Annotated in this window: 13 protein-coding genes and 1 pseudogene; 11 read left to right on the forward strand and 3 right to left on the reverse strand. The window is 40.6% G+C overall.

Going from position 1 to position 12799, the window contains the following annotated elements:
* The first annotated feature begins 71 nt into the window (after positions 1-71).
* From hisA to KDU71_RS13040, 5 genes and pseudogenes are all read left to right on the forward strand, one after another.
* Entirely contained in the window at positions 72-800 is a 729-nt protein-coding gene (hisA, locus tag KDU71_RS13020) for a 1-(5-phosphoribosyl)-5-[(5-phosphoribosylamino)methylideneamino]imidazole-4-carboxamide isomerase (protein ID WP_212191516.1), read from the forward strand.
* Positions 801-852: 52 nt separating this feature from the next.
* Entirely contained in the window at positions 853-1218 is a 366-nt protein-coding gene (locus KDU71_RS13025; protein ID WP_212191517.1) for a four helix bundle protein, read from the forward strand.
* 63 nt (positions 1219-1281) lie between these two features.
* Entirely contained in the window at positions 1282-2040 is a 759-nt protein-coding gene (hisF, locus tag KDU71_RS13030) for an imidazole glycerol phosphate synthase subunit HisF (protein ID WP_212191518.1), read from the forward strand.
* A gap of 13 nt (positions 2041-2053) precedes the next feature.
* Positions 2054-2659 (forward strand): annotated as a pseudogene (hisIE, locus tag KDU71_RS13035) (bifunctional phosphoribosyl-AMP cyclohydrolase/phosphoribosyl-ATP diphosphatase HisIE); the annotation flags it as partial.
* 72 nt (positions 2660-2731) lie between these two features.
* On the forward strand, positions 2732-3271 hold the full coding sequence (locus tag KDU71_RS13040; protein WP_212191520.1) for an HD domain-containing protein: 540 nt from the start codon (positions 2732-2734) through the stop codon (positions 3269-3271).
* Positions 3272-3273: 2 nt separating this feature from the next.
* On the opposite strand, the gene KDU71_RS13045 is transcribed toward KDU71_RS13040, so the two are convergent.
* Complete coding sequence (locus KDU71_RS13045) at positions 3274-3606, reverse strand: hypothetical protein (protein ID WP_212191521.1); 333 nt, start codon at positions 3604-3606, stop codon at positions 3274-3276.
* 357 nt (positions 3607-3963) lie between these two features.
* Between KDU71_RS13045 and KDU71_RS13050 the strand changes: the two genes are divergently transcribed.
* Both KDU71_RS13050 and KDU71_RS13055 read left to right on the forward strand, forming a co-directional pair.
* Positions 3964-5400: an MATE family efflux transporter gene (locus tag KDU71_RS13050; protein ID WP_212191522.1), complete on the forward strand. Its 1437-nt coding sequence runs from the start codon at positions 3964-3966 to the stop codon at positions 5398-5400.
* A 106-nt stretch (positions 5401-5506) separates the two neighbouring features.
* Complete coding sequence (locus KDU71_RS13055; protein ID WP_212191523.1) at positions 5507-7558, forward strand: hypothetical protein; 2052 nt, start codon at positions 5507-5509, stop codon at positions 7556-7558.
* Between the two features lie 70 nt (positions 7559-7628).
* Here KDU71_RS13055 and KDU71_RS13060 read toward each other — a convergent pair whose 3' ends face one another.
* Positions 7629-8132: a sigma-70 family RNA polymerase sigma factor gene (locus KDU71_RS13060; protein ID WP_212191524.1), complete on the reverse strand. Its 504-nt coding sequence runs from the start codon at positions 8130-8132 to the stop codon at positions 7629-7631.
* Positions 8133-8600: 468 nt separating this feature from the next.
* Between KDU71_RS13060 and KDU71_RS13065 the strand changes: the two genes are divergently transcribed.
* From KDU71_RS13065 to KDU71_RS23210, 4 genes are read left to right on the forward strand one after another with little or no spacing between them, the layout of a single operon-like run.
* Positions 8601-8813 (forward strand): DUF4492 domain-containing protein, encoded by a 213-nt coding sequence (locus KDU71_RS13065; protein ID WP_212191525.1) that lies wholly within the window; start codon positions 8601-8603, stop codon positions 8811-8813.
* 18 nt (positions 8814-8831) lie between these two features.
* Complete coding sequence (locus KDU71_RS13070) at positions 8832-10427, forward strand: cytochrome ubiquinol oxidase subunit I (RefSeq protein WP_212191526.1); 1596 nt, start codon at positions 8832-8834, stop codon at positions 10425-10427.
* Positions 10427-11563, forward strand: coding sequence for a cytochrome d ubiquinol oxidase subunit II (cydB, locus tag KDU71_RS13075; RefSeq protein ID WP_212191527.1), 1137 nt, complete (start codon positions 10427-10429; stop codon positions 11561-11563). The genes KDU71_RS13070 and cydB overlap by 1 nt, the downstream gene beginning before the upstream one ends.
* A gap of 10 nt (positions 11564-11573) precedes the next feature.
* Positions 11574-11702: a hypothetical protein gene (locus KDU71_RS23210; protein ID WP_262898264.1), complete on the forward strand. Its 129-nt coding sequence runs from the start codon at positions 11574-11576 to the stop codon at positions 11700-11702.
* An 80-nt stretch (positions 11703-11782) separates the two neighbouring features.
* Here KDU71_RS23210 and KDU71_RS13080 read toward each other — a convergent pair whose 3' ends face one another.
* Positions 11783-12799 (reverse strand): 2-oxoacid:ferredoxin oxidoreductase subunit beta, encoded by a 1017-nt coding sequence (locus KDU71_RS13080; RefSeq protein WP_212191528.1) that lies wholly within the window; start codon positions 12797-12799, stop codon positions 11783-11785.

The raw sequence follows: 12799 nt of genomic DNA on the forward strand, positions 1-12799 counted from the left end.
ACCATCCTGTGAGCTTGCGAACAGGAGAGCTGACGGCCATAGGCTAGCAGCTAACAGCTTTTTAAAAAAAAATGAATAAAATAGACATCATACCAGCCATTGACATTATTGATGGTAAGTGTGTGCGACTTAGTCAGGGTGATTACAACAGTAAAAAAGTATATAACGAAGATCCACTTGAAGTAGCCAAAGAATTTGAAGACCATGGCATTAAACGGCTTCATCTGGTGGATCTGGACGGTGCTAAAGCCGGACGAATCATCAACTACAAAGTGCTTGAACGCATCGCTGGCAAAACCAATCTAATCATTGACTTTGGCGGTGGTTTAAAACGTTCTCAAGATTTGCATATTGCATTTGAATCAGGTGCGCAGATGGTCACAGGTGGCTCCATCGCAGTTAAGAATTCTGAGGAATTCGAAAGCTGGATAGAACAATATGGTTCTGAGAAAATCATACTGGGAGCAGATGCCAAAGACAATAAAATTGCTGTAACCGGCTGGCTTGAAGAAACCGACCAGAAGTTGATCCCTTTTATCAAAGGTTACACTGAAAAGGGCATACAGAAAGTGATTTGTACGGATATCAGCAAAGATGGAATGTTGCAGGGACCTGCCATTGAATTATATCAGGAGATACTTGGTAAACTTCCGGAATTATACCTTGTAGCCAGTGGTGGAGTGAGTGGGATTAAGGATATTGAGAAACTGGCGGAAGCCAACATCCCTGCTGTCATTTTCGGTAAAGCAATTTATGAAGGAAAGATTCAGCTTAAGGAGCTGGGGCGATTCTTAATATAGTTAGTAGAAAGTAGCTGAAAGTCAGTAGTTATAACCCTAAGCAGATACAAATATGAAAACATTTAGAGAATTATTAGTTTGGCAGAAATCAATGGACTTATCGGTTGAGATCTATAACCTGACCAACTCTTTTCCCAAATCAGAAGAGTATGGACTGTCGTCTCAAGTAAGAAGAAGTTCCGTTTCCGTTCCTTCAAATATTGCTGAAGGATATGGACGAAATCACACCAAGGATTTTGCACGATTTCTTCAGATAGCACAAGGATCAGTTTATGAATGTCAGACTCAACTTGAAATTGCTTATCGTGTTAACTACTTGATAAAAGATGATTTCGACAGTATAGATGCAAGATTCACAGAACTTGCAAAAATGTTATCCTCTCTAATACTTAAAGTAAAAGAGTCTGCCAGCAGGTAATCAACCATCTACTGACTACTGACTACTGACTGCTGACTAATAAAACTAATTAACTTAAAAACCATGCTAGCAAAACGAATAATACCATGCCTCGATATTAAAAATGGCCAAACGGTTAAAGGGGTAAAGTTTGTTGAAATAAAAGAAGTGGGCGACCCAGTTGAGTTGGGAGCATTATATGCCGAGCAGGGAGCCGACGAATTGGTGTTTCTGGATATTACAGCCAGTCATGAAGGACGCAAAACCTTTGTGGATCTAGTTAAGCGCATTGCCCGAAACATTAACATACCTTTTACAGTTGGTGGTGGCATTAGTGAACTAGGTGACGCCGACGCCTTATTGAATGCCGGTGCTGATAAGATTTCTGTTAACTCATCAGCAGTTCGTAATCCCCAATTGATAAATGAATTGGCCCAGAACTTCGGCAGCCAGTTTGTGGTAGCCGCCATCGATGCCAAGCACCAGCAAGGCGACGATTGGGTAGTCACAGTCAATGGAGGACGTATCCCGACAGACAAGAGGCTTTTTTCATGGGCCAGAGAGTGTGAAGAGCGTGGTGCCGGGGAGATACTTTTCACCAGCATGGATCACGATGGTGTGAAGCAGGGCTTTGCCAATAAGGCATTGGCTAAATTGAGTGACAGCCTTAATATTCCAATAATAGCGTCAGGTGGAGCAGGCAAGATGGAGCACTTTAAAGATGTATTCACGATAGGTAAAGCCGATGCTGGATTGGCCGCAAGTATATTTCACTTTAAAGAGATTGGTATACGGGAACTGAAAAAGTATCTGAATAATGAACAAATTCCAATAAGATTATAATAACCATAAAAATACCATAATGACAATAAACTTCGATAAACTCAACAATGGCCTCGTACCTGCCATTATTCAGGATAACACCAGCAACAAGGTGCTGATGCTGGGCTTTATGAACGAAGAGGCCTATGAAAAGACAAAAGCCGAACGCAAAGTCACGTTCTATTCACGCACCAAAGAGCGCCTTTGGACCAAGGGCGAAGAGTCAGGTAACTTCCTGAATGTTGTATCAATGGCTATCGATTGCGATAACGATACCTTGCTGATTAAGGTAGATCCTGTTGGCCCTGTTTGTCATAAAGGAACTGATACCTGTTGGGGAGAAGAGAATACCAGTGAGGACATCCTGTTTTTAAAAACCTTACAGGATTTTATCGACAAGCGAAAAGAAGAAATGCCTGAGAATTCCTACACCACTAAATTATTCACTAAAGGTGTGAGAACAATTACTCAAAAGGTAGGTGAGGAAGCTATTGAAACAGTTATTGGTGCAATGGCCAATGATGATGAAAACTTTTTGTATGAAGGGGCCGATTTGCTTTACCATCTGATTGTGCTTTTAACCCACAAAGGCTACCGTATTGAGGATTTGGCCCGCGAACTAAAAAGCCGACATAAATGATAAAAGACAAAAGGCTCGTGGCTTATTGACAAGGTTATAAATAAGCTAAGAGCCTTTTTGTATTTTTGTGGCATGAATACAGAAGCTATCATCAACAAATATTACACCCCAAACTCGCCACTGTGGGTGACCTTAACTGAACACAGTAAAGCCGTTAGGGATAAAGCACTCAACGTTGTCTCCAACCACCCTGAATTGGAAGCGGATACGCAATTTGTGGCTGAAGCTGCCATGTTACACGACATTGGCATCTACCTCACCAATGCTCCTGATTTAAACTGCTATGGCACATTTCCATACATCTGCCATGGTTACCTTGGGCACGACCTGCTTAAAAGAGAAGGCTATCCGAGGCATGCACTCGTATGCGAACGACATACAGGAACCGGATTATCTGTTGATGACATCATAAAACAGAAATTACCTGTCCCACATCGCAACATGCAACCCATAAGTATTGAAGAACAGATTATCTGCTTCGCCGATAAATTCTATAGCAAAAGCCGCTCATTAAGAGAAGCTAAAAGCACTATTAAGATTATTAAATCGATGCGCAAGCATGGTGAACACCAGGTAAAGCAATTTGAGATATGGTGCGAAATGTTTTTATAGTATCAGGAGATAAACCTGAAATTCTCCTGAAACCAATCACCAATAAAAGGCACCTTCGTAAAACGGCCTTGGATAGCACCAATTAGGCCTATTAACCACACAACTAAAACGACTAATCCAACTGCATTTCCCAGCCAGGACAGGCCAATAGTTGCCAACATTATTTTAGCTAAAGAGGCGATAAAGAAGAGGATAAGCGTTCCAAATGATTGGCGCAGATGAAACAAACCTAATTCACTTTTAGGATTCTCATTTTGTCGAAGTATTAATGCGATAACCCATCCAACAATGGTGATGTAGCTAACGGTTGAAATCAGGCGGCTTTGGTCATTCATTTGATAAGTCTTTAATTTTCTGCCGCCAAAATACTACTTTTTATAATATTTCCGACCCATACATCTTGCACATATCAATGATTCTAAGCATCTTTGTGTCATTATGATGACAATGAGCTACATATCCAAATATCCGACCTATAGCATCTGCTATAACTTCTAAGCAAGGTCAACTCATTGTATCCATTCATTTCATTTATTATTTAATCAAATTAACTAAGGAGGATTTTACCATGATGACACCAGCTGTTTATCCTGTATCCGTGCGCGTGTGCACATCTGTTTTTGCTTGTACAAATAATTTCAAGCACCTGACACTTCATTCAAAATTTAAGTTAAAACAGAAATTAAAACGTGATGACTAAACAAAATAGAACTATATTATTACAAAAGATTAATACCAAACGCTTGAGTACAATCTGGAATGACTTTAAAGAGGCCCTGGCTGGTTCATCCCAGGATTACACACAGATTCCTTTAGGGCGAGCTGTGTTTCTATTAGCCATTCCTATGGTATTGGAGATGGTGATGGAATCGGTATTTGCTGTGGCCGACATCTACTTTGTTGGCCGGCTTGGAGCCGATGCTGTTGCAACTGTAGGTATCACCGAAAGCGTATTAACCATCATTTATGCCATTGCCTTTGGTTTAAGCATGGCCACTACAGCCCTCGTATCTCGCCGAATTGGTGAGAAAAACAAAACAGAGGCATCAAAAGAAGGCATGCAAGCTATTATAGCAGGCTCTCTTATCTCACTGATAATCGCAATCCCTGGTGTTATATTTGCTAAGGACTTATTGCAGTTAATGGGGACATCATCAGCTATCATCAACGAATTGTCGACCTACACATCCATCATGTTTGGCGGCAATCTGGTAATCATGCTGCTTTTTATCAACAACGCCATATTTCGTGGTGCAGGCGATGCAGCCATTGCCATGCGGGTTTTGTGGATTGCCAATGGATTGAACATTATCCTTGATCCTTTGCTGATATTTGGTATCGGGCCATTTCCTGAATTAGGTATTGCCGGTGCTGCGATAGCCACTAATATTGGACGAGGTATCGCAGTAGCCTACCAGCTTTATGTGCTTTGGAAAGGAAATGGTCGGGTCAGTTTTAGCAGCATCCCGCTAACTATTGATTGGCAACGCATTGCTAAGCTCATCAAAATATCACTTGGTGGTATTGCTCAATCATTAATTGCCACATCCAGCTGGATATTTCTGGTACGTATAATTTCCAACTTTGGCAGCGAAGTATTAGCTGGCTACACCATCGGTATTCGCATCATCTTGTTTTCACTATTGCCATCGTGGGGATTGAGTAATGCAGCAGCCACATTGGTTGGTCAGAACCTGGGAGCTCAGGAACCAGGACGTGCCGAAAAAGCCGTATGGGGTGTTGCCCGCATTAATCTTGTGTTTTTAGGTGGATTAAGTATACTGTTTATAGTTTATCCACATTGGTTTGTTGGCTTATTCACAACTGATGAAACAGTGCTGAATGCAGGCATTCAATGTTTGCGCATCATCTCCTATGGATTTGCCTTTTACGGCATTGGTATGGTGATGACGCAGGCCTTTAATGGTGCTGGTGATACCAGAACGCCAACGCGCATTAACATTGTAGCCTTCTGGATGATTGAGATACCGCTGGCCTATGTACTGGCCATGCAACTTGGTTTTCAACAAGAAGGTGCATTTTATGCCATCATCATTGCAGAAGGATGCATGACCCTGTTAGCCGCCTGGCTATTTAAAAAAGGTAAATGGAAAAAAGAAGCAGTCTGACAATTGCGACAGGATATTTGGCAAATACTGCCAAATATCCTGTTATTATCTCGCTGTGTTTTATAGTTTTGGAGAAATACAATCTGTTTTATTCAAATCGCACAGTATGAAAAAATATCTGTTTCTGCTATTATCAATCATGACAATAACAGCTTGTCATGAACAATGTGACAAAACCCAACAAACCGAAATTGCTAATATTTCGGAGGCTACTGTAAGTACTACTGTGGCTGCTATTGAAAAATTACATCCCAATACCCCTGTTCAGCTTATTAATCGTGGGGTTAAGCATGCTGCCTCACTTTGGCGCAATGTAGATGGTAATGAAAGCGATTTTCAGCAATTCTGCGAAAAACATTTTATAGCGGATGCTTCACAAAAGGAGCTGATGTTTGAAAAAGTGAGTCGTAACCTGGAAATTCTTTACGGCCATTTCAATAAAATAGCCCTTGACCTACAGCGTCCACTCCACGAGCCAATGGGTGACATCATCGACATTGACAAAACCTTTGGTGGATACAGTGCCGGTTCTCATTTAATCGAAGATATGTACCGCAACAAGCTGGCCTTTAATATTGCATTAAATTTCCCCTACTATTCATTATCGGAAAAAGAACAAAACGCAGCTACCTGGACAAGGAAAGAATGGGCTTATGCCCGAATGGGAGATGTATTTACTGCACGTATTCCGGCTGAGATTCTTCAAAATGTATCAGAAGTTGGTTCCGCATCAGAAATGTATATTGCCAATTACAATATATACATGGGCCAACTGGTAGATGAAAAGATGCAAACCTACTTCCCTGAAGATATGGTGCTACTGTCGCACTGGAACCTGCGCGATGAAATAAAATCGCATTACAGCAAAGGAGCTGATGGTGTTCAACTGCAAGGCATGGTCTATGAAGTGATGAAGCGCATCATCGATCAAACCATACCAAAGGATGTTATCAATAATGGCAACTACCAGTGGAATCCCTATAGCAATGCCGTTTATAAGGAGGGACAGGCAGTGGAGCTAGCTAACGAAAATAATGGTCGCTACCAGCAAATCATCAACAACTTCCACGCCATGCGCCAGATGGATGCTTACACACCCCTGAACACTGCTGTGAAACGAGCTTTCGAAGGTGGCATGGAAATTACCCAGGCAGATGCCGAACAACTTTTTGTTGAGTTCATGTCATCAGACGCCTTAATGCAAGTTGGAGACTTAATAAAGCAACGACTGGGACGTGATTTGCAACCATGGGACATCTGGTACGATGGGTTTAAAGCCCGTAGCTCCATTGATGAGAATGCGCTGAATAAGATGACTCGTTCGCGCTACCCAAATGCCAAAGCCCTGGATGATGACTTAGCCCATTTATTGGTGAAATTAGGTTTTACGAAAGAAAAGGCCTCCTTTCTGGCAGAGCGTATTGATGTGGATCCAGCACGCGGTTCGGGTCATGCCTGGGGCGCCTCTATGAAAGGAGAAACAGCTCATCTGAGAACACGCATTCCGGAGAGTGGCATGGATTATAAAGGCTACAACATTGCCATTCACGAATTCGGTCATAATGTGGAGCAAACCATCTCTCTTTATGATGTGGATTACTACATGCTTAACGGTGTACCTAACACAGCGTTTACTGAGGCACTGGCTTTCATCTTCCAGAAACGAGACTTGGAATTGCTGGATATGAAAAATGACAATCTAGAGAAAGAAGCTTTACAGATCCTGGACAATTTCTGGTCAACCTACGAAATCATGGGCGTATCACTGCTAGACCAGCGCATGTGGAAGTGGCTTTACAACCATCCTGAAGCCACTGCTGATGAATTAAAAGTGGCTGTACAGGAAATTGCTATTGATATCTGGAACGAGTTTTATGCACCTGCATTTGGTATTAAGGACCAGCCGATTCTGGCTATTTACTCGCACATGATTAATAGTCCCATCTACCTGTCTAACTATGCATTCGGCCATTTAATTCAGTTCCAGGTAGAGCAATACCTTAAAACAGCAGACTTTGCACCAGAAGTTGAACGATTATTTAAAATTGGTTCTATCACACCTAACGCCTGGATGCAAGCCGGACTTGGAGAAGATATCTCTATTGTTTCTATCATTAAAGAAGCCCAGGCAGCTGCTGCAAAGTTAAGCAAGAAGTAGAAAGAATTATTATACAAAAAAAAGGTAAACCACTTGGTTTACCTTTTTTTTACGATCTTATATCAATATATTAGTCAATCGCTAATTCGATCATCTTCTGAAGCTTTTTGCGACCAAAGAAAATTCTACTTTTCACCGTACCTATTGGCATGTCTAACTGCTCAGCAATCTCTTTGTATTTGTAGCCTTCCATGTGCATAGTCAGTGGCTGTTTAAACTCACCTTCCAGCTTATTCATCTGCGAATGAATTTCACCGGTATAATGTATAACATCAGGCGTATCATCAGTGTAGTACTTATTAGATAAGTAGTTAACTTCATCAACTAGCATTGGTGCCTGACGCATTTTATACTTGCGACGATAATTGTTGATAAATGAATTGCGCATAATAGTATGCATCCATGCTGAAAAATTGGTATTCATTACAAACTTCTCTCTTGAAGAGAGGGCTCTGAAGTTTGTTTCCTGAACAAGGTCATGTGCATCTTCCTCGTTCGCTGTTAATGTAAGGGCATAGCTAAACATTTTTTGTTGAAGCCCCAATAGTCGATGGTTGAATTGTTCTGCGGTCATCTTTCTGGGTATTATTGTTTAACATTTTCTGTTTCCTTTAACACAACTGTTCGGGTGTTTAACAGTTAATATTTTGGGAAACTCATTTAATTTAATTAAAATCATTCATAAATCCAACTGTAAATCAGGAATACAGTCTTATTTGCCTATTCGGTATTTAATTACCTGTTTACTTTGTAAAGATGAACAAAATCAAATTAACTTCCAAATCTGTTTAATGATTTTAACATGCAATTAATCATTATTACAATCACACTCAGCATGGCCTACCTCTTTAATACCCTAACAATCAAATAAAAGAAGGAAGACTAATCACTATTTAATTATTTTTTACATTTATTGAAAAGAATTAATAGTGCTTAAACGTTCTAACTATTGTCTGTTAAAAAGCGACATTTATCGTGTTTCTTTTCAATTTAAGTAATTAATTTGCTCTTTCTTTTGAGCTTTTCAGATAAGTAGATATTCATGCACACTTTCAAAAAAATATATCATTTTTATGTTGATGGTTTTCGCAACCTATCGCCTTGGGCAAGGACTTTATGGGTTATCATTCTGGTTAAGCTATTTATCATGTTTGCAGTTTTACGCCTGTTTTTTTTTCGTGATACCTTAAAAAACAGATATGCAACGGATGAGGAAAGAGCCAACCATGTTATCGAAGAATTAATTGGTCAATAATAATAACAATAAATAAATATGCTAGAGAATATTGATTTGTCGCTCGTCAATTGGTCGAGAGCACAATTTGCACTTACAGCTATGTTTCACTGGCTCTTTGTGCCACTAACACTGGGCCTCAGTTTTATCATAGCTTTTATGGAAACCATTTATGTAAAAACAGGTGATCCGGAGTGGAAGCGAATTACCAAATTCTGGATGAAGTTATTTGGAATTAACTTTGCCATAGGCGTGGCTACAGGTATTATCCTCGAGTTTGAATTTGGCACCAACTGGTCCAATTATTCATGGTTTGTTGGTGACATATTTGGGGCACCGTTAGCCATTGAAGGTATTATGGCCTTTTTTATGGAAAGTACCTTCATTGCTGTTATGTTTTTTGGTTGGGGTAAGGTCAGTAAAAAATTTCACCTGACCGCCACCTGGTTAACGGCAGCAGGAGCCAACCTATCTGCACTCTGGATATTAGTGGCCAATGCCTGGATGCAAAACCCGGTTGGCATGAAGTTTAATCCGGAAACAGCTCGTAATGAGATGGAAAACTTCTGGGATGTCTTCCTATCACCAACAGCCGTTACAAAATTTTTGCACACCACCACATCCGGCTATGTGCTGGCCTCGTTATTTGTTGTAGGCATAAGTAGCTGGTTCTTAATAAAAAAGCGTCATATACTATTTGCCAAGCGAAGTATAGTGATTGCTGCTATTTTTGGTTTAGTGTCTTCAGTAATGCTAGTGGCAACAGGCGATGGATCGGCCCGTGATGTTGCCAAAACACAACCCATGAAATTTGCAGCTATGGAGTCGCTTTACGAAGGCCAGACGCAAGCACCTTTAATTGCCATTGGTTTGTTTGGCAAACAGCACGACGACCCAATGAATCGAGATTCAGATCAAGAGTTCCTGGTAAAAATAGAAATCCCTAACATGCTCTCTTACCTTGCTTTTCTAGAGGTAGACGCTTTTGTGCCTGGCATCAAAGATTTGGTTTTAGGCAATGAGCAACACAACATCATGTCGTACAAGGAAAAAATAAAGAGAGGTTATGAAGCACAGCAAACACTAAAAGCCTTTAAAGAGTCGAAAGGTTTTGATGAGGCTGAATACGAACGATTGAAAGCGAAATTTGATGATAAAGAATGGGTGGAGAACTATTTTAAATACTTCGGCTACGGCAACTATTATGATCCCAATCCTGAGCAACTGGAGCTGAACGCTTTCAAAATAGTACCACCTATCTCATTGTCTTTCTATGCTTTCCATATCATGGTTATTCTGGGTGGTCATTTTATGCTGCTGTTTATGGTACTTTTATGGCTGGTATACGCAAAGAAACTCGAATCAAATAAACTGGTGTTATACACAGCTCTATGGACCATTCCATTAGCCTACATTGCCAGTCAGGCCGGATGGATAGTTGCTGAAGTTGGTCGTCAACCATGGGTTATTCAGGATCTGATGCCCACCATGACTGCCGTATCCAAAATTGATACCAGCTCAGTAATGATCACTTTCTGGCTCTTCACCATCACCTTTGTGGCTCTGGCTATAGCGGAAGTAAAAATCATGGTAAAACAAATTAAGAACGGACCTAAAGAAGGAGGACACAACTAATGTTTGGAGAATTATCACATTTAGCACTGCAGCAATATTGGTGGATCATCGTTTCGCTTTTAGGCGCATTACTCGTCTTCCTGATGTTTGTGCAGGGTGGACAAACCTTGATTTATACCATTGGTAAAACAAGTATGGAAAGAACAATGCTTGTGAATACATTAGGGCGCAAGTGGGAATTTACCTTTACCACTTTGGTAACTTTTGGCGGAGCATTTTTTGCCTCCTTTCCGCTATTTTACAGCACCAGTTTCGGTGGGGCCTACTGGGTTTGGATGCTTATCCTGTTCGCATTTGTTATTCAGGCTATAGCCTATGAATTCCGCTCGAGACCCAATAATGTTTTTGGGCCACGAACCTATGAGACATTCCTGCTAATCAACGGCCTGCTTGGCACTATCTTAATCGGTACTGCAGTAGCCACCTTCTTTACCGGTTCCGCTTTCACTGTGAATGAAATGAATCAATCACAATGGGAACTTAGTTCTCATGGTCTGGAAGCAGCTTTAAACCTTCATAATTTATCACTAGGACTTGCTGTATTCTTCCTGGCCCGCGTACTTGGCTTACTTTATTTCATGAACAGCATTAATCATGATGACATCTTCACGCGTGCTAAAAAGCATCTGATTTACAACGGCATTCCATTTCTTGTTTTCTTTCTAACTTTTATAATATGGTTGTTTGTGAGAGATGGCTTTGCGGTAAATCCAAATACACAGGAAGTATATCTGGAACCTTACAAGTATTTCAAAAATATGGTGGAGATGCCTATTGTTCTCATACTGTTTTTACTTGGCGTTGTTGGAGTTTTACTTGGCTTGGGTGCCAGTATACTTCGTAGCGACTGTACAAAAGGCATATGGGCTGCAGGTGGTGGTACTGTTCTTACTGTATTCAGCCTTTTACTAATTGCTGGGTTTAATAACACCTCATTCTACCCTTCAAGCTATGATTTACAAAGTTCATTAACGATACAAAACGCATCATCAAGTCACTTTACCCTGACTGCCATGAGTTATGTATCACTGCTTGTTCCATTCGTTTTTGCATACATTTGGTATGTATGGAAAGCCATAAACAACAAGCCAATTGATGAGGATGAAATGAAATCAGAGGATTTACACGTTTACTAATAGAATCAACATGAAATATTTACACGAAATAGTTTGGTACCTTTCTCTCCCATTAACCATTGTTATTAGCTACTATGCGGTGCTATTCGGCTTAAAGAAGTTCAATCAGCTTCACGAAAAGGAAGAAGAGACTGAATAACAATATCTCAAGAACATAGAAAGAGCCGCTCAGAATTATCTGAACGGCTCTTCTTTTTGTGCTAACTCAATAAAAAATAGTTATTCAACGTCCCACACATCTCCTGAGTGAATCAGGTCGTTGAATGATTTAATTTGCGATTGTTCCTGAACTTCTGCAAGCTGCTTCGCTACACACTGATCATAAACAGGTGCCTTAACAGAACGAATTACACCCAAGGCAACCGGATATTCCGGGTATTCCATATCAGCCAGCTTCAAATGTAGAGTGATATCATCACAATGTGCATCATGCACAAGGATATCATCTTCAGTTATGCCATTTTCACCGATGGTAACCACCTTCAACTCTAACCCATCAAGCATCAAGCCTTTATTACTTTCTGCTCCAAAAATCATTGGTTTACCATGCTCCAGCTTAATCGTACGATCGGCCGAATGCGCTTTGTCGGTAATAGCATTATGGGTTTTATCATTATAAATAACACAGTTCTGAAGTACTTCAACGATAGATGTACCTTCGTGCTTAGCTGCTTCTTCCAGCATTACCACCGAGTGCTTCAGGTCTTTATCGATACAGCGGGCAAAAAACTGACCACGTGCACCAATACAAAGCTCTCCCGGACGGAAAGGCGCTTCAACGGTACCAAACGGAGAGGTCTTTGAAATAAAACCACGCTTGGAAGTTGGTGAATACTGCCCTTTTGTTAGACCATAAATCTGGTTGTTGAACAGAATTACATTTAAATCAATGTTACGACGAATGGTATGAATAAAGTGGTTTCCACCAATAGCTAAAGCATCACCATCACCTGTAATCTGCCACACTTTTAAATGTGGGTTAGCCACCTTAACACCTGATGCGATGGCCGAACCACGACCATGGATTGTATGAAAACCAAACGTTTCCATATAATATGGGAATCGCGATGAACAGCCAATACCAGAAATAACTGCCACTTCTTCTTTTTTATATCCCAAAGAAGCCATTGCCTTTTGCACTGAATTCAGAATGGCATGGTCCCCGCAACCCGGACACCACTTTACGCTTTGGTCGCTTTTAAAATCTGTAAATTTTACTTGACAATTTTCAGCCAT

Source organism: Carboxylicivirga sediminis (assembly GCF_018156225.1).
In the GTDB taxonomy this organism is placed as follows: Bacteria; Bacteroidota; Bacteroidia; order Bacteroidales; family Marinilabiliaceae; genus Carboxylicivirga; species Carboxylicivirga sediminis.

Excerpts from the sequence above, each read along its gene's own strand:
- KDU71_RS13040 (WP_212191520.1), top strand. The coding sequence starts at position 2,732 with ATGAATACAGAAGCTATCATCAACAAATATTACACCCCAAACTCGCCA.
- hisF (WP_212191518.1), top strand. The coding sequence starts at position 1,282 with ATGCTAGCAAAACGAATAATACCATGCCTCGATATTAAAAATGGCCAA.
- KDU71_RS13080 (WP_212191528.1), bottom strand. The coding sequence starts at position 12,799 with ATGGCTGAAAATTGTCAAGTAAAATTTACAGATTTTAAAAGCGACCAA.
- KDU71_RS13055 (WP_212191523.1), top strand. The coding sequence starts at position 5,507 with ATGAAAAAATATCTGTTTCTGCTATTATCAATCATGACAATAACAGCT.
- KDU71_RS23210 (WP_262898264.1), top strand. The coding sequence starts at position 11,574 with ATGAAATATTTACACGAAATAGTTTGGTACCTTTCTCTCCCATTAACC.
- hisA (WP_212191516.1), top strand. The coding sequence starts at position 72 with ATGAATAAAATAGACATCATACCAGCCATTGACATTATTGATGGTAAG.
- KDU71_RS13070 (WP_212191526.1), top strand. The coding sequence starts at position 8,832 with ATGCTAGAGAATATTGATTTGTCGCTCGTCAATTGGTCGAGAGCACAA.
- KDU71_RS13050 (WP_212191522.1), top strand. The coding sequence starts at position 3,964 with ATGACTAAACAAAATAGAACTATATTATTACAAAAGATTAATACCAAA.
- KDU71_RS13045 (WP_212191521.1), bottom strand. The coding sequence starts at position 3,606 with ATGAATGACCAAAGCCGCCTGATTTCAACCGTTAGCTACATCACCATT.
- KDU71_RS13060 (WP_212191524.1), bottom strand. The coding sequence starts at position 8,132 with ATGACCGCAGAACAATTCAACCATCGACTATTGGGGCTTCAACAAAAA.
- cydB (WP_212191527.1), top strand. The coding sequence starts at position 10,427 with ATGTTTGGAGAATTATCACATTTAGCACTGCAGCAATATTGGTGGATC.
- KDU71_RS13025 (WP_212191517.1), top strand. The coding sequence starts at position 853 with ATGAAAACATTTAGAGAATTATTAGTTTGGCAGAAATCAATGGACTTA.
- KDU71_RS13065 (WP_212191525.1), top strand. The coding sequence starts at position 8,601 with ATGCACACTTTCAAAAAAATATATCATTTTTATGTTGATGGTTTTCGC.